Genomic DNA, 22397 nt, shown 5'->3' on the forward strand with positions numbered 1-22397 from the left:
GCGTCCCTCATTTCATCACGGACACCAATGAAAAAGTATTCATATTTCGCAGCAGCTGCATGCGCCTTGCTCGGCCTGACCAGCGTCGCGCACGCGGTCAACATCGACATCAATGTGGGCACACCAGCGCCGGTCTACGTCGCACCGCCGCCTGTGTACGTTGCCCCGCGACCGGTGTACGTGCCTCCGCCTGCACAGGTGGTGGTTGTGCCCGGCTGGTATGGCGAGCGGTACTACGATGGGCGTCGCTATTGGAGTCGACGCGAGTGGGAGGCCCGCGAGCACTACGACCGAGACCGTCATCACCACGAAGGCAATCGCTACCACTGCCCACCGGGCCACGCCAAGAAGGGCGAGTGCTGACCAGTCAGCCGGTCAATTGCGTCATCGGTCCATCCGCGCCGCTAGACTGCCGGAATGACATCCGCAGCAGCACCGACTGATGGATGCTGGATCACGAATTCGGAGAGCTTCACACCGTGATCGGCGGCCAGCATTTCCGCCGCCTTCTCGCCGATCATGATCGACGCCGCGTTCGTGTTGCCGCTGACCACGTTCGGCATGACGCTCGCGTCCGCAACACGCAACCCCTGCACACCCATCACCTTCAGACGTGGATCCACGACACTCCCAATCCGGCACGTCGACGTGACGTGGTAGACGGTAAAGGAATAGTGGAGCGCGAGGTCCTCAAGCAGGGCGTCACTTGGCATGGCGCCCTCGATGTGACCGTGCTTGCTGGCAAGGAATGGCGGGATGAGCAGCGGCCCGATCTTCCGGTGTGCCGGCCAGTGATCAACGATGTCCAGCGCCCGACGCAGCACTGCGACCATCACCTTCATGTCGTGCGGGTCGCCGTAGTAATTCATGCGGATCGTCGGGTGGTCCGCAGGGTTTGCACTCGCGAGCACGATCTCTCCCTCGCTGTGCGGTTGCACAGGGTTGGCGAGAACGATCATGCTCTGCGCTTCGCCTGCCAGACGCTTTGACGCATCGTCAAAGTATTGATTCACGTCGACACACAGGCAGCGCTGCCAGAGGTCGTCGTTGTAGCCACAAGCGAAGAAGGCGATTTGTGCATCGTGACTGTGGTTGTCGCCAAGGCCGGTGGAGTACCAGGCGGCCGCATCGTAGAGGGACGAAGAGATCAGGCCATGACCGGTGGTCGCCCACTCGGTGATGCGTCGTTCTGCTTCTTGCTTCAGCCCCTGCAGTTCGGGGGGCATCTGTGCGTCGTCATCGGGGTTCGCGGGCAGGGGTCCCGCTGGAGCGCGCAGGGCCGAGGGGCCGAACGAGACGCCAAGTTCGTTCACCGGTATGCCAACCCCCGGTGCGGGAAAGAAGAGGCCTACGTGGAGGTGGTCCTTCAAATGCTTCCCGACGTGCGGCGAGTCGACCTGACATGTGATGCCTGACGCTTCGAGCTCCGCCCGGGGCCCGATGCCCGAGAGCATCAAGAGGTGCGGCGACCCGATGGCGCCCCCACTCAATATGACTTCTTTGGTGGCGAAGGCGGTACGGGTTTCACCACTGCCGATGCGGTACTCGACCCCCGTCGCGGCCATGTGCCCCGTCGCGCCGTCCAGAAGCACGCGCGTGACTTGCGCCCCGGTGATGATGGTGAGGTTCGACCGCTTTTCGGTGTCGCCTTCGATGAAGGCGTGAAAGGTGCTGGAGCGCTTGCCGCTTCGCGTTGAGGTTTGGAAGAGCGATGCGACGCCGCCGGGCCCACCACGGTCTCTTCCGTTGTAGTCGCCGCGCGGAATACCCGCGGCGACGGCAGCATCCACGAACTCACGCGCGCCCGCGAGCACCGGCGCACGCACGGACACGCCAAGAGGACCGGCAGTGTTGTGCGCTGGCGCATCGATCGAGATGTCGTCGCTCGGCGAGAGGCCCTCGCTCTTCTTGAAGTACGGCAGCACGTCGCGGTAGCTCCATCCGCTGGCGCCGCCTTCGGCCCAGGCGTCGAAGTCGCCAGGATGGCCGCGCACGTACGCCATGTAGTTGATCCCGGACGACCCCCCGAGCATCTTGCCCCGCGGCATCATCATGCGCGCTCCCTTCAGCCCGAGCCCGCACTTGCCGGCATCCGCGGTGTACATCCAGTCCGTCTGCGGATTCTGTTGCATCGCGGAGCACGCCGCGGGAATCGACTCCTCGACGGGCGGGCGGCCGCCCGCTTCCAGCAGCGCAACCCGACAGGACGGGTCCTCGGACAGGCGAGCCGCAATCACTGCGCCTGCCGAGCCTGCTCCCACTACGATGAAGTCAAAGGTGTCTGACATGACGATGTCCCTTCCGCGAAGCTGTGGCCGGGGTGCTATGTTGAACCGAACTCGATTGCTCCACTGCTGGTGTAACCCCTTGGGGGCCCTCCATCTTCCGTAGCGCGAATTGGGTCCGCGCTCGCCGAGCCAGGCACCACAGAGGCGACAGCTGTCTTATGGCCCGGGTTACCCGGCAGCCATCCTGGTCTTCCCAATTTGAAATCAAATAATTGAAAGGCTTGTCGCAGTTTTCGTATTTGACGAATGTTTGCTTGGGCATACCTTCAAATTTGATGATGTACGACACCTTTTTCACGCCCTCCAGATAGGTGTACGAGTCGGATGTCTGCTCTGCGGTTAAATTGTATTTTTTTCTTTGTCTCGTCTCTCATGGACAATGGATGATGAGTCAGGTCGGACCGAATTTTTTTAATTTTTATCTCGGCCAATGATTTGCTGCGCCACTGCCCAGCCACATATTCATAAAGCAGGTAAGGCGGATTTGGGCAGTTGTATTTGATTGAGTCATCACCGTATGCCGGCAACTCCAATAAAACAGGTCTGTCCTGTTCAAGCCAAAGTGCGCAGACAAATTTCCTTTTCACATGAAGTTCCGGCGAACACCAAGCCCGCTGAGTGCATTTTGACGACCGGATGGCCATGCCCTAGCCGGCCTCGTCCTGACGCAACTTGGCACTGCCGGCCCGTTTGCGTTCCGCACGTTGGCGCAACCAGCGCAGCAGCCAGGTGCCCAAGAGCAGGTTGAAGGAAATGCAGGCAGCCAGGAGGATGCCCGCCAGCCACGGCGAGTCACCCGGCAACATGCCTAGCAGCGGCAAACCCCACGGCGAGGCGAGCAGGATGGCAAACACAGCGGCAAGCGGGTCGGGTTCCAATCCGAACCATCCTTTGGCACTGACGGGGATGACGAGCAGCGAGAGCGCGCCGCCAACACCGTAGGCATAGAGCAGCATGCGAAGGACGCGCATCTGGCTTAGTTCACCACGGAAATCTTGAGAGCGTACGCAGCCGACTTGCCCTGGCGGGCAGCCGCACGGTTGAGGAAAATGCGCACCCGATAGTCGCCGCTGGAGGGCAAGGCGCCCGACCACGTGGGTTCGCCAGCCACCTCGCCACGGTAGAGCGCCTCTTCGCTGCCAGGCGCCAGCACGTTGAAGTAGGCTGAGGTGGACTTCGTTTGCATCTCCACGGTCATCTTCTGGCCAGAGCCAGCACGCACGATGTAGTCGCGTGTGTCGGCGTTCGGTCCCTGAAGCTTGCCTTGGAAGGCGGCACTCGATGCGCCCTTCTTGAAAGTCACCGTCGTGGACGGGACGGCGGGCTGGGCCTCGGCTATCAGCGGCAAGAGCACCAAGGAAACGACAAACGAGGCAGCGGAGATTCGTGAGCGCATGCGGGTCCTTTCGAGTGTTGGGGCTCGTTGGTGGCCCTCCGAGGCTAGCAGACGGTCGGCTTTCGAGAAGCCCCGTATGCATGAACACTGGCCGTCCGGCCTTGCTGCATCGACCTGAACTGAACGCGGTGAGGGCTCTCTGAGCGAGGTCGCTACCGCAAGTGGGCCGGCCGCTGGGCTCGTCGCGATTCGATTCGCGAGTTGCTCCTTTTGGTCGGGCTGGCCGCCGCGGTCTTCAGTTCGGCAATTGAGTTCCTGGCTGCCTTCGACCCCGCTGGGAGTGGCTGCCTCGTGCTGGACCTGCACAGTCTTTGGTTGTTTCGTGGCTGCCCCTCCTAGTCCGATTCGAACCTCTTGGCAAGAGAAATTCCAAGGTGGCGCGCTGGTTGGACGCGCGACGATACTGGCCGCCCGCTGAAGGAGAGTGCGATGGCCAGCAAGAAAGTTCAGCTCAACGACGAACAGTGGAGTGCACTCCAAGCTCTCCAGGAGGCCAATGCCCGGCGGTATCCGACCGACTCAATCAAAGTCTCGAATCGCCTAAGGTCGAACGGATTTGTGGAAATGGACCGCTTGGGCGGCAAACTCCTGACAGACCAAGGGCTGCACCGGCTGCAGCAAGGACGTTGATCGCTTTTTCGTCGTTCTGATAGTCGACCACGTCCTCTCAAGGCGTTGCTTGCCGGTGGCGGGACGGTGCGGTGACGAGCCGAAGTCAAGGCGGAGCTCAGCCGAACTGACCCATCCGCCAAATTCAGCAAGGCCGCGGTAAAGGTCGGCTATCGGCGAGTTTGGCGAACAGGCAGTCACGGCCAGGAGCAGCCGTCGGGGCATTCGCTCCATTGCGGTCATTTCGCGACCAAACGGGCAGGGGATCGACAGGTCTGAACCAACTCCGCCTTAGGGCTCGCGGCGCAGGTCTCGGCACGAGACGCGCTCAACTCCACGGTTGATAAAATTGATGCTCGGCGCCGGAGACCCGATTTCTTGTCGCATGACCGCACCGTCTGTGCGATGCTTGCGCCGTGCCGAAGGGCGGAGTAGGCAGCGGCGACCCCATCGATTCGCTGTCATCGAACGGATGTTCAGAGGCTTGGCGCGATGAACGACGTGGAGCGGTGGCTGCAAGGACTGGGCCTCGGAGGCTACGCGCAAGCGTTCGCCGAGCAGGGCATCGAGTTCGACCTGCTCGGCGAACTGAGTGACGATGATCTCAAGGCGCTTGGCGTGGTCGCGCTCGGTCATCGCAAGCGGCTGCTGCGCTCCATTGCCGCGCAAAATGGCGGCGCCTCGCCATCGCCGCAGGCAGCGTCCGTGGAACCGATGGTCGCGGCGTCGACGGCGCCTCGCGATGCCGAGCGCCGGCACTTGACCGTGATGTTCTGCGACATGGTCGGCTCGACATCGTTGTCGGGTCGGCTCGATCCCGAGGACCTGCAACAACTCATCCGCGGCTATCACGAGGTAGTGGCCGCGGCGGTCGCACCGTACGAAGGCCACGTCGCCCAATTCTTGGGCGACGGCGCGCTGGTGTACTTCGGCTATCCGCAGGCGCATGAGGACGATGCGGCGCGCGCCGTGCGCTCGGCACTGAGCATCGTCAAGGCGCTCGATGCACGGCGGACTCGGGGCGACATCGACCTGCAGACGCGCATTGGCGTCGCCACCGGCGTGGTCGTCATCGGCGAGATCGGCACCGGCACTGCGGCGGCCGAACGTTCGGCCAGCGGCGAGACGCCGAATCTCGCGGCGCGGCTGCAGGCGCAGGCCCAGCCGGGCGAGATCGTGCTCGCCGACGACACGCGCAAGCTCGTCGGGGATTCGTTCGTGCTCGAATCGCTGGGCAGGCTCGCTTTCAAGGGCTTCGCAGCGCCGGTTGAGGCGTGGCGCGTGGTTGGTGAGCACAGGGTCGCCACGCGCTTCGAGGCGCAACACATGCGTGGCCTGGTCGAGTTCATCGGCCGCGACAGCGAGCTTGCGCTACTGCTCGAGCGCTGGGCACTGGCGCGCGATGGCGAAGGCCAGGTCGTTCTGCTGTCGGGAGAGGCCGGCATCGGAAAGTCGCGCGTCTGTCAGGTCTTGCGCGAGCGGCTTGCCGGTGAATCGGTGGCCACGGTGTTGCTGCAGTGCTCGCCTTACTTCTGCAGCAGCGCGCTGTACCCGATCGTGCAGCATCTGGAGCGCACCGCGGGCATGGCGTCGGGAGATTCGCCCGAGGTCCGCGCACACAAGCTCGAACTCCTGGCAGGCGCGCTGCCGGCAAGCTCCCTCGGTTGCCTGCTGCGGCTGATGGGCTTGCCAGATGGCGGCCGGGCCTCGCCTGGCGGTGCCTCGCCACAGGAGGAAAAGGCGCACACGCTCGAGGCGCTGATCGAGTTGCTCCAGCGCTTGTCCGAGCAGCAGCCGGTGCTCTTCCTGGTCGAGGACGCGCACTGGACTGATCCGACCACCGAAGAACTGGTCGGGCAGGTTGCAGAGCGCGTTCGCGACGCGCGTGTGCTGTTGATGGTGACTTCCAGACCCGAGTACGTCCCCTCGTGGAGCGGCGCCAGCCAATTGACCCGTCACAGCCTGAACCGGCTGTCGCACAAGCAAAGCACGGCGCTGGTGAGTGCGGTCACCGCGGGCAAGGCGCTCCCGGCCGAGGTACTGGCCGAAATCATCGGCAAGACGGACGGCATACCGCTGTTCATAGAGGAGTTGACGAAGACCGTGGTGCAGTCGGGCCTGCTCGAAGACACGCCGTCGGGCTACCGCCTGAGCGGTCCGCTGCCGACGCTTGCGATTCCTGCCACCTTGCAGGACTCGTTGATGGCGCGCCTGGACCGACTCGCCCCGGCCAAGGAAGTGGCGCAGGCCGGCGCGGTGATTGGCCGCGAGTTCGGGTACCGGCTGGTGGCCGAGGTGCTCTGCGCCATGGGGCCGCGCGAGGTCGACGCCGCGCTGGCCGAGCTGGTGCACTCTGAACTGGTGTTCCGCCGCGGCACGCCACCCGATGCGACGTACAGCTTCAAGCACGCGCTGGTGCGCGACACGGCCTATAACAGCATGCTCAAGAGCCAGCGCGTGCTGCGGCATCGACAAATTGCGGCGGCTCTCGAGCGAGGCAACAGCGGCGGGGCCCAACCCGAATTGCTCGCCTACCACCATCAGGAAGGCGGCAACCCGGCGGCGGCGCTGCGCTACTGGCAGGCCGCAGGCGATCAGGCAATGGCCCGCTCGGCTGTGCGCGAGGCGGTGACGCACTATCAGGCGGCGGTCGCATTGTTGGAGAGCGTGCAGGCCCTCGAGCCCTGCGCCGACGTCGAGCTTGGCTTGCGGATGAGACTTGGCAACGCCGTGGTCCAGACCGAAGGGTTCATCTCGCCTTGCGCAAACGAGAGCTACGCCAGAGCCTGTGATCTCGCCGCATCGCTGGACCGGCCCGATGAGCACCTTCAGGCTTGCGGCGGGAGCGCCGCGGGGCTGAGCGCCGCGGGGCGATTCGGCGAGGCCATCGCGCTGCTCGAGCGGTTTGGGCCAGCTGAATTGGCGCGGGTCAAGCCGATGGGCCGCGTCAATCGACTGATGCGTATGGGTTATCCCAGGCTGTTGCGCGGGGAGTTGGCAAAGGCGAGGAGCCGCCTGACCGAGGCCAGGCGCGAACTCGAGAACGTGAGGCCCGAAGAGTGGCAACCGTTGGGCGGGGCCGATCCGCTGGTTGCGATTCTGATGAACCTCACCACGAGCCTGATGTTCCAAGGCCTCTTGTCATCAGCCGACGCTTGCGCGCGCGAGGGACTCGCCATTGCGGAGCAACGACAACACTCGAACAGTCGAGTCTGGGCGCTGAACGTCATGGGCTCGATGTCCGCCAGGAAAGGCGACTGGACCGATGCGCTCGCGCGCTCCACGCAGGCGCTCGAGCTGGCGGAACGCTACGGCCTGAAGACCTACGGTGCCGTGGCGAAGTCCGGCCTTGGTCATGTCCTGGTCGCGACGGGAAAGCTCGACGATGGCATCCGGCTGCTTCGCGACGGGTATTCGGGATGGGTGATGTTCGGCGGCAGTTTTTGGAGCACCTTCTACGCTGCGAATGCCGCTGAAGTCTTGCTCAACGCCGGACGTAGGGACGAGGCCACCGAGTTCGTGCTGGCCGGCGAGCAGACGCAGCAGGAGACCGAGGAGAAGTTCCAGGCCGCCTCGCTCCTCTCGTTGCGCGGCCGCTTGGCGGAACTCGACGGTGATCGCGCGGGAGCCGAGACTGCGTACCGTCGGGCGATCGAGATCGCGGAGCACCAGGGGGCGCTGCTGCTTTCGCTGCGCGCGGCGACCTTGCTGGCGCGGCTCTATCAAGCGCAAGGCCGGGCGGACGAGGCAGCGGCCGCGCTGCGACCGATCTACGAGAGGTTCACCGAAGGCTTCGACTACCCGGATCTGCTCCGCGCACGGGCGGTGCTCGAAAGCCGCGAGGGGCGAGCAGCGCGTTAGAGTAAGCCTTGAGTACGGCCTCGGCATCGACGATGCGATGCTGCACGTGGGGCCGCTCACGCACGCTGCCGGCGTCCACCTGCTGCCCTGCTATTTGCGCGGGGCCCGCAACATCGTGGCCGACCGCTTCGACGCTGAGCAGGTGATCGCGCAGATCGCGAGCGATCGCATCACGCAGCTGATGGTGGTGCCGACGATGATGACCCGTCTACTCGAAGTGCTGGCCGCCAACCCCGGCGCGAATGTGTCCGCTCTCAACCGCGTTCACTACGGGACAGCCCCTACACCGATGAGCACGGTCCATGAGGCGCTAGAGCGCCTGGGGCCAACCTTGAGCCAGCAGTACGGGATGACGGAGGCCGTCCAGCCCCTCTGCGTGCTCTACCCGCACGACCATCTGCAGGATGGAAAGCCCTCGGAGCGCATCAACTCCTGCGGTCGACCTACGATGAATGTCGACATCACGGTCCGTGACGCGGATGGAAACCCGGTCAAGGCGGGCGAGATCGGCGAGATCGCGATTGCCCATCGCGGCATCGGCGAAGTGGCGTTCTGGCGTCGTCCCGAACTGGAGCGCGAGTCCATCCGCGATGGCTGGTACTACAGCAGCGATCTCGGTCGCTTCGACGACGAAGGATTCCTCTACATCGTCGGCCGTAGCAAGGACATGATGATCAGCGGCGGCTTCAACGTCTACGCCCGGGAGGTCGAAGACGCGCTGCACTCCCATCCGGCCGTCGCCGACGTTGCCGTGCTCGGACTTCCCGACGCCGAGTGGGGCGAGGTGATCGCGGCCTTCGTGGTCCGCCGCCCCGGAGAGGCGAGCGACACCGATGCGCTGGCCCGGCAATGTGCCGAGCAGATTGCCGGCTACAAGAAGCCTCGCGTGATCGAGTTCGTCGACGCGCTGCCGCGCAACCACGCCGGCAAGGTGACCAAAAACGATCTTCGCGATGCCTGGCTGGCTCGTCATTCCCAAGGAGCGATTTCCAAATGAACACCTCTTCCGAGGGTTCGGTATCCGAGAAGTGGATCTTTGCCGACCGCTACGCATTCGATCGGTCATTGATACCCGAGCTCCTCGCAAACTCAATGACCGGAATCGGCATCACAGCGTGAATTCAACCAGCGGCAGGGGAGGACAGCAACCGCTGGGTAGCTGCCGACGCCCAGTGTGAGCGGCAGGCAGCAGAGGAGGGCCCCAAACAGACATAGACGATCGGCATGGGTGCAGCCTCGGTCGCTGTCTAGTTGCCCAAGTCCGAGCGTGCGGCAGAAAGGTCGCACGTGAACGATGCCTTCGGTTGCGGTCGATGGGTATACGGTCGAATCATTCCGGCGTAACCAGCTTGAGCCCAATGACGCCTGCCAGGATCAGGCCAACACACAGTACCCGCATCGGCGCCGCAGAGTCGCCCAGCACCAGGATTCCCACGATCGCGGTGCCAGCCGCGCCAATGCCGGTCCATACCGCGTAGCCGGTCCCCATGGGTAGCGTGCGCATCGACAGTGACAGAAGAAAGACACTCGTCAGGCCTGAACCAACCGTGAAGAGCGCAGGCATCACCCTGGTGAAGCCGTGGGATGCCTTCATGCTGAATGCGAAGGCGATCTCGAGGATCCCCGCGATACAAAGCAGTGTCCATGCCATGGTTGCCAAGCCCGCTCGTCAGGCCGCGGCAGCGGCGACCGGGGTCGAACGGAACGCGATCCCGAATCGATTGAAGGCGTTCATCAAACCTATGGCGTAGCTGAGCACAGCGAGTTCGTTGTCGCTGAATTCGTCCGCTGCAGCCTGGTACTCGGAATCAGGAGCGCCGGTCTCGGCGACACGTGTGACGGTTTCAGCCCATGCAAGTGCGGCGCGTTCGCGGGTGCTGAACACCTCGATCGCATCGCGCCAGACGGGAACCAGCACCAGCTTCTCGACTGCCAGACCCGTCTTGAGCAAGTCGCGCGAATGCATGTCGATGCAGTAGGCACAGCCGTTGATCTGCGAGACGCGCAGGTACACGAGGTCGATCAGCGCTTTAGGGAGGCTGCTTCTCTGAAGCGTTGCGTAGACGCCGCCGAATGCCTTGTAGCCTTCGGGTGCTGCCTTCGAGTAGTCAATGCGATGAGTCATGAAGAATCCTTTTAGTTGAAGGATCCGATGATGCGCGGCCTTGGTCTATATCGAAAGGGCCAAGAATGGCCTTACGTACTGGGCCATGATCCTTGCACGACAGCGGTCGATTGTCACTATGGACGAAGCCGCGCCAAAATGCGCAGGGCAAGCTTCTCGGCAGTCCGCTGCGAGTCGATGTTCGTGAAGTTGAGGAGCACGGCCGAAGGTCCGCTTCCACGCGCCATCCAGTCCGTCAGTGCCTCCCCGTACAGGCCGTCTTCCCGCATGCGAGCCACCACCCCTCGGTCTGAACGTCTGCCACGGAGTCGCAGCACCAGGTGCATACCACCCGGCTGGGGGTCGATGTTCAAGTACTTCCCCAGCACGCCTTCGAGGCCCGCGGCTGTCGCCTCTCTGCGCTCTGCGTAGAGCTTGCGCATCCGCTGGATGTGCCGTGCGAAGTGTCCTTCTTCCATGAAGTCGCTCACCAGTGACTGGGTGAACCCTGAACTGCTGCCGGCAAACGCATGGCTGATCTGCTCGAACCGTTCGACGAGCGCATTCGGTACCACGAGGTAGGCGAGCCGCAGACTGGGAAATAGCACTTTGCTGAACGTCCCCGCGTAGAGAACTCGCCCGTCACGATCGAGGCCCTTGAGCGCGGGTAGCGGGCGGCTGGCATAGCGGTACTCGCCGTCGTAGTCGTCTTCGATGATCCATGCCTTGCTGGCCGAGGCCCACTCGAGCAGCGCCAGACGCCGGGGCAGCGACAAGGACACGCACAGCGGGCTTTGATGCGCCGGCGTGACGACGGCCGCACGGGCGCCAGGGGCGGCCTTGATTCCATGCGCAACGACCATGCCCTCGCCGTCCACCGGCACCGGAACTGCCTTGATGTGCATGTGGGTCAGGACGTCGCGCGTGGGCGGGTAGCCGGGATCTTCGAGCCACACGCGGTCTTGCGCCTTCAGCAGCCCGTGGGCGATGAGCGCGATCGTGTGGCGGTATCCGGACGTCACGAAGACTTGAGACGGGGAACAGTCGATACCCCGGGCGACCTGCAGATACGCGGCGATCTGGGCTCGAAGTCGTTCGAGGCCGAAGACGGAGGGATGGGCCATGTCGGCGGGCTGCATGGCTCGCACGGATCGCGCTCCCAGCCGCGCCCAGATCTTCCGGGGAAAGGCATCGAGGGCCGGCAAGCCCATCTGAAATGGCAGGACCGAGTCCGGCCGGAAACTGGGTGGCGCGATGGCCTGCGCGCGCGTCGGCGCACTGGCGACCCTGGTTCGCAGCTTGAGTCCGGGCGTCACGACCGTTCCCGCCTGGCCCCGGGCCTGGATGTACCCCTCTGCCGCAAGCAGCGAATAGGCCGCTTCGATGGTGCCCCTGGCCAAGCCCAGTTCCTGGGTCAGCGCCCTCGCCGAGGGGATGCGGTCACCAGGCTTGAGGACGCCACTCGCGATGGCGCCAAGAATGCGCCCGTAGATCTGCCGGTAGTACGGTTGCGCCGCAGTCTGGTCCAGGGACAAGCCCAGTTTGGTTGTTTCGCGGTTCATGGCAGGGCAGGATCGCACGAATCATGGCCCAGTCGCAATGCTTTTTCATGGCTCTTTTGCCAGGACCATGTCGTTCTTAGACTGATCACCTTCCCTTGTGCTTCCAACCAGAAAGACCGGACGATGAATATCCTGCATATCAGTTGCAGCCCCCGTGGCCGCGCCTCCGAAAGCCATCGGCTCTCCCAGGAAGTCATTGCACACCTGCTAAAGAACATGCCGGCCGCCACAGTGGTGGAGCGTCTGCTCTGTGAAGACGTCTTGTTGCGCATCGACGAAGACTACGCGCTGTCGCAGCAGTCGTCTGCGGACGCGTCGAAGTCGGGGACGGCGGCAAGGTCCGAAGTCCTGATCAAGGAACTCGAGCAATCCGATTGCCTTGTCATCGCAACGCCCATGCACAACTACACCGTTCCTGCTGCGTTGAAACTCTGGATCGACCACGTCGCTCGCGTGCGACACACCTTCAATGTCGGTCCGAACGGGAAAGTCGGGTTGTTGCGCGACCGCCCAGTCTTCGTTGCAGTGGCCTCGGGCGGTAGATTCTCCGGCGAAGGTTCACGGCAACCGGACTTCCTGACGCCTTACCTGAAAGCCATCTTGAACATGATCGGCCTTCGCGACGTGACGTTCTTCTGCGTCGAAGGTGTCGCCTCCGGCCCGGCAGCGGTTACAGGGGCGAGGACGCAGGCAAGGTTGGCCCTGCAGGATCACTTTGCCGCCGGGCGTTGGGGCCGCATGCGATCAACCGCTTGACCACTCGCAGGGTCGCAGCCCCTGCCGCGCCGGAACTTGACCTTGCCATCCGAACGACCACTGAGAAGCCGAAGACTCTCCTTCCAATGACTACTTCCGAAGAGCCCGAACAAGCGTTTGAGGGCCTGAAGATGCTCTTCTTAGGGCAATTTGGACGCCAGGAATCAGTCCCTGAGGCGATCGACCGTCCTGGCAGCGTGAAACGCGTCGCGTCAGAAATGGTGATGCAGATCCGTTGGTGACGAAGGCAATTCGAGCGACTACTTCGTGCCCGGAAACTCAACGTCATTCCTTGTTCGTCGATCGCTTCTCTGGCATCGGCCAGATCGTCGACAACGCCCACGCGCTGGCGATGCCGATGAGGCAGCCGAATATCACCTCGCCCACGCGGATCGCACCGTTTTCGAAGGCGCTGAGCTTGTCGTGATGCTGCATGCCGCCAGCGACGATGATCGCCGCAGTGATCGGTGCCTGCCGCCACATCGTTGGTATCCGAATCAGGTACGAAGACACCAGCACCGACAGTGCGAGCGCCATCGGCAACTCCCAGTTGGTTCGGCCCACGGCGATGACCAGCAAGCCGATCGCACAGCCGAGGAGCGTATTGAGAAGGCGACCGCGAAAGGCCACCATCGACTGTTTCAGTTGCGGATCGCTGGTTGCGATCATCGAGCTGACCGCCCAGATCGGATTGGAGTCGCTCCAGACCCTGACCACGAGCCACACCACCGTCGTGGCGACGAATACGTTGATGGCGTAACGTACGCCGCGCAGGTCGTCCGCCAGAAAGCGCTCCGTGACTTTCATGGGCGTTCACTGGCTGCCCGCTACTCATGGGCCTGCGGCGGATTGCCCTTGAGCCGGTAGACCATGCCGGTCTTGGTGGCTCCCAGGTAGATCCAGGCATGTCCGACCTGCTGCAGCCGGATGAAGAACTTCGCGCAGCGCTCGCGCGCGTTGTCGTGCACATCCTCGCGCCGCTTGAACTTCACCTGGTAGGCGAACTCGCCCACCAGCGGCAGGTGCTCGCCGCGCGTGCGCCACAGCGCCACGTTGGCGTCGGCGGTCACGCCCTTGCCGAAGTCGAGGGTGCCGAGGTCCTGCAACACCTCTTCGACGAAGGTCTGGTTGACCAGCGAAACGCGTTCGCCCTTGTTCAACGCCAGCCCTTTCATGGCCGGGAAGACTTCCGCCAGCCGCTCCATCCCCGTCCGGTCGCCGCCCGGCGCATGGCTGAGCGGGAACTGGACGTTGTGCGAGAACAGCAGCCGGTAGCCGCCTAGCCGGTCCTTCAGCGGCAGGGCCTCGGCCTTGAACTTGATCCGGTAGTCCCCCGGGAGATTGGGGCGTACGTCCACCTCAGCCGCCTCCTGCTGGTCCGGGTGACGGAACTTGAAGACCACCTCCGGCTCGTCGGCCGGAAAGCCGTCTTCGAAGCGGATGCGCCGTCGCAGGATGAAGGCGTTGTTGTAGAGCCTGAAGTCCTCGGTGTCGAGAAACAGCACCTCGCGGATGGCCGGCCGCGCTCCCTTGGCCGCCGAGGTGTCGAATCCGACGCCGCACTCCTTGGCCACCCGGGCCACCAGCTTGGCGTACTTCCTGAAGCCCGCGGGTGAGGTGAACTCGTCGGTCTTCAGGATCAGCTTGCATTCGAGGTATTGCACGTCGTGCAGCGGACTGCCGTCTGCGTACTGGCCGGCTCTCAGGTCGGCGACGCGTTCGGTGCGCGGGTCTTTCATCTTCAGCTTTGTCATTGCGGCTCCTAGGGTGTTGTCTGATCGAGCGGTCGCCGGGGCTTCTTGAAGAAGATCGACGCGAGTCTGTCCACCCCGAGCACGCGGCCCAGTTCCCAGAAGGCGAAGAACGGAATGAAGGCGACGATCAGCGTCAACGCGCGCGCCGCCACTTCGTTCATGCCGATCGTCTTCAACTCGTGCAGGCCGCCCAGCAGGCCCTTGCCGTGCACCCAGCCGGAGACCGTGTGCTCGAGCAAGCCGAAGAGCATGACCAGCACGCCGAAAAGGACCGACTTGTAGATCACCGGCAGCACCAGCGCATGGTCCTCGAAGCGGCGACTGAAGCCGAACAGCCTCCCGATCAGAACGACCTTCGCGATGACCAGGGCTTCGACCAGCGCGATGCCGTAGTGCAGGTAGGCGTTTCCGCTCTCCGCCACGACCAGGCGGCGATAGACGGTGAACAGGCCGAGGAACAGCCACAGGTACAGGGTGATGATCCAGTAGACCTTCAGCTCTGCGAGTGCGCGATCCTTCAGCGCCTGTCTGGTGCCGGACGTGGGTTGAGCCATGGGAACCATCCTTCTCCTCGCCTTGCCTGGCGCCGCGTCAACCAGCGCCCGGCGCGGCGAGCCGTGCCATTTCCTCGGCAAGAATCGGCACTCCGAGGTTGCATGCCTGCACGCCCTGCACGACGCAGAGCTTGAGCACCTCCATGATCTCCTCGATCGTGGCGCCGGCGGCCAACGCGTTGCGGATATGCCGTCGCGTGCCAGGCGCATACATGTGCGTGTAGGACGCATCGAACGAAATGCTCAGCAGTTCGATCTCCTTCGCGGGCAGGACGCCGCTCCCGTAGATGCCCGCGCCCGTGGCCATGAATTCGTCGGTCCACACGGGGTCGAGCGCATAGAAGGGATCCCACGCCGCGTTCCATTGGCCAATGGCCTTCATCCTGTCGCAGGCGGGCGTCAGAAGGCCGGACTTGGTCGACGGGACTGCGTGCGCGGACTTCGCCTCTTCCAGCAGGATCGGCGCGCCGAGGCTGCAGGAATGGATCGACATCACCGAAGCGCACTTGAGCACGAACAGCACCTCCTCCTTGCTGGCACCGGCTTCGAGTGCCCCGCGAATATGGCGACGCGTCCCCTCGGGATTGAGGTTGGTGCAGGCGGCGTTCACCGCAACGCCGATCAGCTCGACCAGCTTGCGCGACAGCACGCCGCTGCGCCACGGATTGGTCGCCATGCGGGTGCTGGTGTCGGCCCATGCACCGTCCCATTCGCGCAGTTGGGCCAGCGCATCCTCCCAGGGACCGGCTTCTTCTCTGACCTGCATGCGGTTCTCCTTTGCGTCGCGCCCGGCGCCTCTACAGGATGCTGGTGGGCTTCGTCACGACACCCGTCGCCTGCGGCAGGCGACCATCGGTCTCGTAGGCCAGGAAGCCCTTGTGGCCTTCCTTGCGGTTCGGCGGCAGGCCGAGGTTGAACAGCGTCTCTTCCGCGGAGTCGTACCAGACGCCGACCTTCATCATCTCGCGCGCCTCGTCGGCGGTCGCGACCTTGCGGCCGAACTGCTCGCTCTGCTTGACCGCCCATTCGACCTGCTTGACCGTCGACCAGCGCTTCTTGTCGATGTCCCAGATGTTGTCCTCGTTGCCCACGCGAACGTTGACACCGAGGACGGTCGCCATGGTCTGGATCGCGATGTTGCCGCGCATGCTGCTCCAGAAGGTCACGCTGGAAGCGCCATGCGGCGTGCGGCGCAGCATCTCCATCCAGTCGAAGGGATTGCGGCCCATCGTGCCGCCGCCGTAGCCGCACAGCGCCAGGTTCAAGGGCCCCATGTAGACGCCGGAGCGGATCAGGCGCTCGATGATCTCGAGCTGATGCACGTGGCCCGGGACGAAGTAGGGCTGGATCCCGTTCTTGCGCAACCGCTTCAGGTGCTCGATGTAGAAGGACGGCAGCGAGTCCACGACCATGCCGCTCCAGGCCGCCGCGACCTTCGGATCGGCGAGGTGCGTGCCGTCCGCGTCACCCGGCACGAAGGCCTGCGTGATGTCCCACAAGGTCGAGCCGGTCGTGACAGTGACGAAGTCTGGTTTCGGGTCCAGCTCGGTCAGCATGTGGCGGGTGTCGTAGTCCAGCCACTTGGCTTTGGCGCCCTCGGTGTGCGGCGCGAAGGAGATCGAGCCGCCGACCTGGATGATCATCTTCGGCACTGCCTTGCGCACCATGCCGAGGAGCTCGTTGTAGTGATCGAAGTTGCTCGATCCCTCGCCGGTCTTCGGGTCCCGCACGTGAAAGTGCAGCATCGTGGCGCCGGCGTTGTAGCAGTCCACCGCGGCCTGCACCTGTTGCTCGAAGCTCAGCGGCAGGTCCTCGACATCGCCAGGCAGCCACTCGGGGCCGTAGGGCGCCGCGGTGATGATCGTGGGCTTCATCAGTTCGGGAAACAGTGAATCGTCAGTGAAATACATTTCATCGCTCCTTTGTTAAAGTCAAACAACCACCCCAGACGACACGTAGCGATCGCCGGCAAGAAGCGCGTCGATCGCTGCCAGCAGGTCGCCTGCAATCAAGCGCTTGAGCACAAAGCCGTCCACACCGGCATCGAGCGCAAGCGCGGCCACCCCACTCTGGTCGTGCGCGCTGAGCAGCAAGACCTTGGCCGAGGGTGCGGCCCCTCGCAGCGCTGTCACGAGTCGCCGAAGATCGCCATCAGCAAGCGCCAGCTCGACGATGACCACCTCCGGCTGAAGGCGCGCCGCTCCTTCGACCAGAGAAACCGCGTCCGCAACCCTCACCACGGCACTGAAAGTGGATTCGAGCAATCCGCGAATGCCTTCGCCAAGACCTTGGTGTCGATCGCCAACCAGTACGCAGTTCATGTTGCACGCCTATGAAGCTTGGTTCATCGCCGAAACAGTGAACGAAGAATGAACCAAAGAACAAGCGTCGTCTGTTCGAGCGAATACGAACTCTTGCCAGTGGACATACGGATGGCGACCGCCGAAGTACGAATGGGATATACGAGTTTCCACGTACCGTACGGCTCAACCCCCCGGCAACTTTCCCTGATGACCCTGGCGATGTAGGATTGCGCTGACAACAACTGGGGCACCGACAGGGCCCCATCCAAAGAGGACAGGCAGTGACTGCTGCATTTCGTTCGACAGCCCTGGGTTTGCGCCCATGGAAGTGCCTCGCCGACCGTCAATCGACGACAGGCGAGCGTGGAGGGCGGAATTGAGACATGAACCCGTGGTCGTGTCGCGCGACCCATCCCGGTTCGAATTGATGCTGACTCGCCTGTCAGCCAGCTTCATCGGCCTGCGGCCGATGGAAGTGGATGGCGCCATCGACAGCGCGATGCGCTCGATCGTCGAAGGCCTCGACATCGACCGCTGTACCGTGCTTCGTCTTGAGCCGGATGGCCGTTCCTTCACGCGCGTCAATGCCTTTACCCGTCCCGGCTTCAGCACTCCGCCATTGCATGTCCGGGTCTTTGATTTTCCGTGGTGCATTCAGAAGGTCAATCGCGGCGAGACGCTTGTGTTCGACTCGAGCGACCAACTGCCTCCGGAGGCGGAGATCGACAAGGTCACATTCGATCGTGCCGGCGCCCTGTCGGCTGTTTTCATCCCGTTGAAGGTCGCCGGCAAGATCTACGGCACCTTGAACTTCATCTGTGGCAGGCGGCCACGCCACTGGACCGACGACGTGCTGGCGCGCATGCGACTGGTCGCAGAGCTTTTCGGCAACACCATCGCCCGCAGGCATGTGCAGGAAGAGCTCGAGCAGCTGCTGGGCTTCGAGCAGATGCTGGCCGACGTGGCGGCCTCGCTGGTATCGCTGCCCGCCGACGGAAACGCCGGAGAGGTGGACAGCGCCATCGCGAGCGGCCTTCGCCGAATGGCCGAATTCCTGCAGGTCGAACGGGCCGTGCTGTGGGCCCTGCAGCCGCACGGTGCGGTCGTCAGTCACGCCTGGAGCCGCGCCGTCGCCACGCGCCCGGCCATCACGCCCGGTCCGGCGCTCACGGTCCTGGCGGAGCGGCTGCGCACCGGTGCGGTCTTGCGGATCGGCAGCGGCAGCGATCTCACCGAGGCCGACGCGAGTGAACGCGCCGCCCTCGCTTCACTCGGACTTGCATCGCTCATCGCCCTTCCGTTGAAAGTCGCGGGCCGCATGGTGGCGGCCATCTCGCTCGACGATCCGGATGCCCATCGCGCCTGGCCCGACGCCTTGCTGCCCAGGCTTCGCGTGCTGGGCGAAGTCTTCGCCACCGCACTGGCTCGGCAGCAGGCCGAAACCCGTGCGCGCGAGGCACGCGCCGATGCGACGCAGCACCGGGAACGACTTGCCCACGTCGCAAGGCTGTACACCGTGGGAGAGATGTCCGCCGGTATCGCCCACGAGATCAACCAGCCGCTGATGGCGATCGAGAACTATGCGCTCGCGGCGCGCAGGCATGCGAGCGCCGAACCCGCGAATCTCTCCAAGGTCCACGAGCTTCTGGACAAGATCGTGGCTCAGTCCAGCCGCGCGGGTGACGTCCTCGACAAGCTGCGTGCCATGGTCAGCCACCACGAGGTGCAGATGAAGCCCGTGCGCATCGGTCAGATCGTGCGCGACTCGCTGCGCTTTGCCGAGATGGAGGGGCACGTGAGCGAGGTCGCCTTGACGCTTGGCCTTCGGGACGAGTCATGCCAGGTTCTTGCTGACGAGATCCAGATCCAGCAAGTCATCGTCAACCTGCTGCGCAATGCCCTCGACGCCATGAGCGACCAGACCGATGGCAAAGTCCATGCGCTTCACATCGAAAGCGGTCTCGTGGACGAGGCGCGGGTCTTCGTGCGCGTCGCCGATACCGGGCCCGGCTTCGCCCAGGACGACCTCAGGCGCATCTTCGAACCCTTCTTCTCGACCAAGCCAAAGGGCCTGGGCATCGGTCTCGCGCTGTGTCGGACCATCGTCGAGGCCCATGGCGGCAACGTGAGTGCCCGGCATCGCCCCGGCGGTGGTGCCATTCTCGAATTCACCCTTCCGATCGCGGAGGACATTTCATGAAACCGGCAGTTGCAACGGTATTCGTCGTCGATGACGACCACGCGGTCCGTGACTCGATCAGGGAACTGGTGGAGTCGGTGGGCCTGGATGCCGAGACATTCTCGTCCGCGGAAGAATACCTCGCGACGCACGATTCCGCTCGCCCCGGCTGCCTGGTGGTCGACATCCGGATGGCGCGCGTCAGCGGGCTCGGACTGCAGTCGCGTCTCAATGAGATGAAGGCCAGGATCCCCATTGTCTTCATCACCGCCCACGCCGACGTGCCCATGGTGGTCGAGGCGATGCGCGGCGGGGCCGTGGGCTTCGTGACCAAGCCTTACCGGGAACAGGAACTGCTCGACAACATCAACGAAGCCCTTTCCCGCGACGCAGCGGCGCGCCTCGATTCGGACCGCCAAGGCCACTACGAGCAGATGATGGTCGGCCTGACCGGGCGCGAGAGCGAAATCATGCAATTGGCCATGGAGGGCCTGTCGAGCAAGGTCATCGCCCAGCGGCTCGACATCAGCCACCGGACCGTCGAGCTGCATCGCAGCCGCGTGCTCGAGAAGCTCGGGCTCTCGAGCACGGCCGAGTTGATGCGGATTGCGGCCGAACATCCGTTGCTGCGATCGAAAGCGCCTCCACCTACGTGGAATCAGTGATCCTGCGACTGGCGCGGCTACGGCTGGCGATGTCGATCGCAGGCACGAAGACCTGCCCGTCCATGATCCGGCGAGCGCTGCGACTCATGATCGCCTTGTTGACGGTCCATGTTCCGTTGGATTCAGAGGCGTCGGCGCCCACGGTGAGGGTTCCGGACGGGTGGCCGAAGCGGATCTCGTCATGGCGCCCGTCGCCGAGGACACGTGCCACGAGCGTTCCAGGAATGGCCGCTGCGACAGCGATCGCCACCGCACCGGTGCCCGTCATCGCATGGTGCAGTTTCCCCATGGAAAAGATGCGCGCGCAGAGGTCCATGTGCGTGGCCAGAACTTGCTTGCCGCTCGAAGACGTGTAGGCGGCCGGCGGAGCGACGAAAGCGAGCTTGGGGGTGTGCGGCCGTTTTTCGGTAGCCTCCGCGGCCGTCTTCGCGAGGCCCATCGCGACGGTCGCATGCGCCCGGACGGCCTCGCAGCGCGCGAGCAGCGCGGGGTCGAAGTTCACTTCGGGCTGCAACTCGGAACCCGTCAGGCCCAGCGTCGCCGCATCCACGAAGATCGTGGGGTTGCCGGCGTTGATAAGCGTGGCCTCCACGGCGCCGATACCGGGGACATCCACCGTGTCGACCTTCCTCCCCGTGGGGAACATCGCACCGCCCTCGCCATCCTCGTCGGCGCCGGGATCCAAAAACTCGAGCTTGATCTCGGCGGCGGGGAACGCCACCCCATCGAGTTCGAAGTCGCCGATCTCTGCAACCGCCCCCGCGTGCATCGGCACGTGCGCGACGATCTTCTTCTGGATGTTGGCCTGCCAGATCCGAACCGTCGCGACGCCTTCCTTGGGCGCCTCGACCAGGCCGCGCTCGATCGCGAAGGATCCGACGGCGGCCGTGAGGTTGCCGCAGTTGCCGCTCCAGTCGACGACCGGCGATTCGATGGCGACAGCGCCGAACAGGTAGTCGACGTCACAGTCCTCTCGCGTGCTCGGGCCGACGATGACGACCTTGCTGGTGCTCGACGTGGCGCCGCCCATGCCGTCGATCTGCTTGCCGTACGGGTCGGGGCTTCCGGTCACGCGGAGCATCAAGGCATCACGCGCCGAGCCAGGCTGCCGAGCCGCTTCGGGCAGATCGACCAGGCTGAAGAAGACGCCCTTGCTGGTGCCACCGCGCATATAGGTGGCTCGGACGGAAACTTGCGAAGTCGGGGTGCTCATGAAATTCCTTTGACGTGGTGCGTGAAGGCGATGCAGACGGGGCTGCCGGTGGTGGTCAGCTGCGTGATCTTGGAATCGTTGGGGGCGACGCGGACGATCGTGTCCGCGTCTTCGTTGGCGACGACCAGATCACCGCCGGGCGCGGTCGCGATGAAGCGAGGCACCTTGCCCTGTGTGTCGGTCCAGACCGGCGAAGTCAGCGCGCCGGTGTCGCCATCGATCGCATAGCGGACGACGCTGCCGTGGCCGCGGTTCGAGACGAACAGGCCGCGCCCGTCGACCGACAGCGCAATGCCGGCGGCCGTGTTTTCACCGGTGAATGAGTCGGGAACGCTGGATGTCCGCTGCATGGCGCGGATCGAGCCCGTCGCCGGATCGAAATGCACCGCCAACACCTGGCTCGATAGCTCCAGCACAACCCAGGCGCGAGAACCATCTGCCCCGAAGACCATGTGGCGGGGACCGCTCGAGGGCGCCACCGCGAAGCTTGAGGCGAGCCGAAGGGTGCCCGTTTCCTCATTGACAGCGACGGTGTGGACCGCATCGCCACCTTTATCGGGAACGAGAAGCCAGCGTCCCGAAGGATCGACCACCAGCTGATGCGGATGCGGACCTCGTTGCTGGGACCGGTGCGGGCCGGGCCGATTGGGCAGTTCGAGCCGATCCGAGGCAGCGCCGAGCGAGCCATCGGCCTGGACCGGCAAGGACACCACGCTGCCGCTGGCGTAGTTCACGACCAGCAGCCATTGACCGCCAGCGCTGAACGCGAGATGCACCGGGTTTGTTCCCTCGGTCGATCGAGAACGCAAGGCAACGAGTTCGCCTGATGCCTCGATGCGAAAGCTGCTGACGATGGCGCCATCGCCGTGCACGCAGTGCAGGGCTTGCCGACCGTCGTCGATCAGCAGGTAGGAGGGGTTTTCGCCGGCCGCCACGGTCTGCCGGTGCTTCCACGCGCCATCGGAGAACACGTCGAAGACCTCGATGCCTCGGCCCCGAGCGCCGCGCAGCGCGCTCGTGCGGCAACCCACGTAGGCGCGACGGGCGCCTACGTGGGGGGTTGGGCAGGGGCTTGTCTCCATGGCTTGACTGCTCGTTGGATTGAATTATATGATCACTTTAAACAAGACGCAATTTCGACGTCCTTTCCAAC

The 22397-nt window shown here is 64.0% G+C and carries 24 protein-coding genes; 9 read left to right on the forward strand and 15 right to left on the reverse strand.

The features are described 5' to 3' along the window. The first annotated feature begins 27 nt into the window (after positions 1–27). On the forward strand, positions 28–363 hold the full coding sequence (locus QTI68_RS38540; protein WP_286529591.1) for a hypothetical protein: 336 nt from the start codon (positions 28–30) through the stop codon (positions 361–363). Between the two features lie 41 nt (positions 364–404). Here the strand turns inward: QTI68_RS38540 and QTI68_RS38545 are convergent, their stop codons facing one another. From QTI68_RS38545 to QTI68_RS38560, 4 genes are all read right to left on the reverse strand, one after another. Next, complete coding sequence (locus QTI68_RS38545) at positions 405–2288, reverse strand: GMC family oxidoreductase (RefSeq protein ID WP_286529592.1); 1884 nt, start codon at positions 2286–2288, stop codon at positions 405–407. 266 nt (positions 2289–2554) lie between these two features. Beyond that, on the reverse strand, positions 2555–2875 hold the full coding sequence (locus QTI68_RS38550; protein WP_286529593.1) for a hypothetical protein: 321 nt from the start codon (positions 2873–2875) through the stop codon (positions 2555–2557). 60 nt (positions 2876–2935) lie between these two features. Then, positions 2936–3244, reverse strand: coding sequence for a hypothetical protein (locus tag QTI68_RS38555; RefSeq protein ID WP_286529594.1), 309 nt, complete (start codon positions 3242–3244; stop codon positions 2936–2938). Positions 3245–3264: 20 nt separating this feature from the next. Next, positions 3265–3684 (reverse strand): hypothetical protein, encoded by a 420-nt coding sequence (locus tag QTI68_RS38560; RefSeq protein WP_286529595.1) that lies wholly within the window; start codon positions 3682–3684, stop codon positions 3265–3267. Between the two features lie 429 nt (positions 3685–4113). Between QTI68_RS38560 and QTI68_RS38565 the strand changes: the two genes are divergently transcribed. From QTI68_RS38565 to QTI68_RS38580, 4 genes are all read left to right on the forward strand, one after another. Next, complete coding sequence (locus tag QTI68_RS38565) at positions 4114–4314, forward strand: hypothetical protein (RefSeq protein WP_286529596.1); 201 nt, start codon at positions 4114–4116, stop codon at positions 4312–4314. A 471-nt stretch (positions 4315–4785) separates the two neighbouring features. Further along, positions 4786–8154, forward strand: a complete 3369-nt coding sequence (locus tag QTI68_RS38570; protein WP_286529597.1) for an AAA family ATPase — start codon at positions 4786–4788, stop codon at positions 8152–8154. Continuing rightward, a complete protein-coding gene (locus QTI68_RS38575; RefSeq protein ID WP_286529629.1) occupies positions 8099–9151 on the forward strand; it encodes an AMP-binding protein in 1053 nt (350 codons plus the stop codon). The genes QTI68_RS38570 and QTI68_RS38575 overlap by 56 nt, the downstream gene beginning before the upstream one ends. Beyond that, positions 9148–9273, forward strand: coding sequence for a hypothetical protein (locus tag QTI68_RS38580; RefSeq protein WP_286529598.1), 126 nt, complete (start codon positions 9148–9150; stop codon positions 9271–9273). Before QTI68_RS38575 ends, QTI68_RS38580 begins: the two co-directional genes overlap by 4 nt. A 211-nt stretch (positions 9274–9484) precedes the next feature. On the opposite strand, the gene QTI68_RS38585 is transcribed toward QTI68_RS38580, so the two are convergent. The 3 genes from QTI68_RS38585 to pdxR all read right to left on the reverse strand — a co-directional run bounded on the left by QTI68_RS38585 (position 9485) and on the right by pdxR (position 11820). Next, entirely contained in the window at positions 9485–9805 is a 321-nt protein-coding gene (locus QTI68_RS38585) for a DMT family transporter (RefSeq protein WP_286529599.1), read from the reverse strand. An 18-nt stretch (positions 9806–9823) separates the two neighbouring features. Continuing rightward, a complete protein-coding gene (locus tag QTI68_RS38590; RefSeq protein ID WP_286529600.1) occupies positions 9824–10279 on the reverse strand; it encodes a carboxymuconolactone decarboxylase family protein in 456 nt (151 codons plus the stop codon). A gap of 116 nt (positions 10280–10395) precedes the next feature. Further along, positions 10396–11820, reverse strand: a complete 1425-nt coding sequence (pdxR, locus tag QTI68_RS38595; RefSeq protein WP_286529601.1) for a MocR-like pyridoxine biosynthesis transcription factor PdxR — start codon at positions 11818–11820, stop codon at positions 10396–10398. 123 nt (positions 11821–11943) lie between these two features. Here pdxR and QTI68_RS38600 point away from each other — a divergent pair, with 123 nt between their 5' ends. Together QTI68_RS38600 and QTI68_RS38605 are read left to right on the forward strand one after the other, a co-directional pair. After that, positions 11944–12576 (forward strand): FMN-dependent NADH-azoreductase, encoded by a 633-nt coding sequence (locus tag QTI68_RS38600; RefSeq protein ID WP_286529602.1) that lies wholly within the window; start codon positions 11944–11946, stop codon positions 12574–12576. Between the two features lie 86 nt (positions 12577–12662). Further along, the gene (locus QTI68_RS38605; protein WP_286529603.1) at positions 12663–12818 is read left to right on the forward strand and encodes a hypothetical protein; all 156 of its coding nucleotides are present in this window, start codon (positions 12663–12665) and stop codon (positions 12816–12818) included. A 43-nt stretch (positions 12819–12861) separates the two neighbouring features. Here the strand turns inward: QTI68_RS38605 and QTI68_RS38610 are convergent, their stop codons facing one another. The 6 genes from QTI68_RS38610 to QTI68_RS38635 form a co-directional block, all read right to left on the reverse strand. Beyond that, positions 12862–13383: an FUSC family protein gene (locus QTI68_RS38610; RefSeq protein WP_286529604.1), complete on the reverse strand. Its 522-nt coding sequence runs from the start codon at positions 13381–13383 to the stop codon at positions 12862–12864. 20 nt (positions 13384–13403) lie between these two features. Continuing rightward, positions 13404–14330: a hypothetical protein gene (locus QTI68_RS38615; RefSeq protein WP_286529605.1), complete on the reverse strand. Its 927-nt coding sequence runs from the start codon at positions 14328–14330 to the stop codon at positions 13404–13406. A gap of 8 nt (positions 14331–14338) precedes the next feature. After that, positions 14339–14884 (reverse strand): hypothetical protein, encoded by a 546-nt coding sequence (locus tag QTI68_RS38620; RefSeq protein WP_286529606.1) that lies wholly within the window; start codon positions 14882–14884, stop codon positions 14339–14341. Positions 14885–14921: 37 nt separating this feature from the next. After that, positions 14922–15560: a carboxymuconolactone decarboxylase family protein gene (locus QTI68_RS38625; RefSeq protein WP_286529607.1), complete on the reverse strand. Its 639-nt coding sequence runs from the start codon at positions 15558–15560 to the stop codon at positions 14922–14924. 121 nt (positions 15561–15681) lie between these two features. Beyond that, positions 15682–16794: a beta-keto acid cleavage family enzyme gene (locus tag QTI68_RS38630; RefSeq protein ID WP_286529608.1), complete on the reverse strand. Its 1113-nt coding sequence runs from the start codon at positions 16792–16794 to the stop codon at positions 15682–15684. 21 nt (positions 16795–16815) lie between these two features. Beyond that, positions 16816–17205, reverse strand: a complete 390-nt coding sequence (locus QTI68_RS38635) for a response regulator (RefSeq protein WP_286529609.1) — start codon at positions 17203–17205, stop codon at positions 16816–16818. Positions 17206–17578: 373 nt separating this feature from the next. Here QTI68_RS38635 and QTI68_RS38640 point away from each other — a divergent pair, with 373 nt between their 5' ends. Together QTI68_RS38640 and QTI68_RS38645 are read left to right on the forward strand one after the other, a co-directional pair. Further along, positions 17579–19387, forward strand: a complete 1809-nt coding sequence (locus tag QTI68_RS38640) for a GAF domain-containing sensor histidine kinase (RefSeq protein WP_286529610.1) — start codon at positions 17579–17581, stop codon at positions 19385–19387. Continuing rightward, the gene (locus QTI68_RS38645; RefSeq protein WP_286529611.1) at positions 19384–20031 is read left to right on the forward strand and encodes a response regulator transcription factor; all 648 of its coding nucleotides are present in this window, start codon (positions 19384–19386) and stop codon (positions 20029–20031) included. Before QTI68_RS38640 ends, QTI68_RS38645 begins: the two co-directional genes overlap by 4 nt. Here the strand turns inward: QTI68_RS38645 and prpF are convergent. Both prpF and QTI68_RS38655 read right to left on the reverse strand, forming a co-directional pair. After that, entirely contained in the window at positions 20015–21244 is a 1230-nt protein-coding gene (prpF, locus tag QTI68_RS38650) for a 2-methylaconitate cis-trans isomerase PrpF (RefSeq protein WP_286529612.1), read from the reverse strand. The genes QTI68_RS38645 and prpF overlap by 17 nt on opposite strands. Further along, positions 21241–22326, reverse strand: a complete 1086-nt coding sequence (locus tag QTI68_RS38655) for a lactonase family protein (protein WP_286529613.1) — start codon at positions 22324–22326, stop codon at positions 21241–21243. Before QTI68_RS38655 ends, prpF begins: the two co-directional genes overlap by 4 nt. Between the last annotated feature and the right edge of the window lie 71 nt (positions 22327–22397).

This window comes from Variovorax sp. J31P207 (genome assembly GCF_030316965.1).
In the GTDB taxonomy this organism is placed as follows: Bacteria; Pseudomonadota; Gammaproteobacteria; order Burkholderiales; family Burkholderiaceae_C; genus Variovorax; species Variovorax ginsengisoli_B.

Bases quoted from the DNA above. Each gene is read 5' to 3' on its own strand.
- QTI68_RS38615 (WP_286529605.1), bottom strand. From the start codon at position 14,330: ATGACAAAGCTGAAGATGAAAGACCCGCGCACCGAACGCGTCGCCGAC.
- pdxR (WP_286529601.1), bottom strand. From the start codon at position 11,820: ATGAACCGCGAAACAACCAAACTGGGCTTGTCCCTGGACCAGACTGCG.
- QTI68_RS38590 (WP_286529600.1), bottom strand. From the start codon at position 10,279: ATGACTCATCGCATTGACTACTCGAAGGCAGCACCCGAAGGCTACAAG.
- QTI68_RS38545 (WP_286529592.1), bottom strand. From the start codon at position 2,288: ATGTCAGACACCTTTGACTTCATCGTAGTGGGAGCAGGCTCGGCAGGC.
- QTI68_RS38630 (WP_286529608.1), bottom strand. From the start codon at position 16,794: ATGTATTTCACTGACGATTCACTGTTTCCCGAACTGATGAAGCCCACG.
- QTI68_RS38645 (WP_286529611.1), top strand. From the start codon at position 19,384: ATGAAACCGGCAGTTGCAACGGTATTCGTCGTCGATGACGACCACGCG.
- QTI68_RS38655 (WP_286529613.1), bottom strand. From the start codon at position 22,326: ATGGAGACAAGCCCCTGCCCAACCCCCCACGTAGGCGCCCGTCGCGCC.
- QTI68_RS38585 (WP_286529599.1), bottom strand. From the start codon at position 9,805: ATGGCATGGACACTGCTTTGTATCGCGGGGATCCTCGAGATCGCCTTC.
- QTI68_RS38625 (WP_286529607.1), bottom strand. From the start codon at position 15,560: ATGGCGACCAATCCGTGGCGCAGCGGCGTGCTGTCGCGCAAGCTGGTC.
- QTI68_RS38600 (WP_286529602.1), top strand. From the start codon at position 11,944: ATGAATATCCTGCATATCAGTTGCAGCCCCCGTGGCCGCGCCTCCGAA.
- QTI68_RS38605 (WP_286529603.1), top strand. From the start codon at position 12,663: ATGACTACTTCCGAAGAGCCCGAACAAGCGTTTGAGGGCCTGAAGATG.
- QTI68_RS38635 (WP_286529609.1), bottom strand. From the start codon at position 17,205: ATGAACTGCGTACTGGTTGGCGATCGACACCAAGGTCTTGGCGAAGGC.
- QTI68_RS38610 (WP_286529604.1), bottom strand. From the start codon at position 13,383: ATGAAAGTCACGGAGCGCTTTCTGGCGGACGACCTGCGCGGCGTACGT.
- QTI68_RS38555 (WP_286529594.1), bottom strand. From the start codon at position 3,244: ATGCTGCTCTATGCCTACGGTGTTGGCGGCGCGCTCTCGCTGCTCGTC.
- QTI68_RS38570 (WP_286529597.1), top strand. From the start codon at position 4,786: ATGAACGACGTGGAGCGGTGGCTGCAAGGACTGGGCCTCGGAGGCTAC.
- QTI68_RS38580 (WP_286529598.1), top strand. From the start codon at position 9,148: ATGAACACCTCTTCCGAGGGTTCGGTATCCGAGAAGTGGATCTTTGCC.
- QTI68_RS38565 (WP_286529596.1), top strand. From the start codon at position 4,114: ATGGCCAGCAAGAAAGTTCAGCTCAACGACGAACAGTGGAGTGCACTC.
- QTI68_RS38620 (WP_286529606.1), bottom strand. From the start codon at position 14,884: ATGGCTCAACCCACGTCCGGCACCAGACAGGCGCTGAAGGATCGCGCA.
- prpF (WP_286529612.1), bottom strand. From the start codon at position 21,244: ATGAGCACCCCGACTTCGCAAGTTTCCGTCCGAGCCACCTATATGCGC.
- QTI68_RS38560 (WP_286529595.1), bottom strand. From the start codon at position 3,684: ATGCGCTCACGAATCTCCGCTGCCTCGTTTGTCGTTTCCTTGGTGCTC.
- QTI68_RS38540 (WP_286529591.1), top strand. From the start codon at position 28: ATGAAAAAGTATTCATATTTCGCAGCAGCTGCATGCGCCTTGCTCGGC.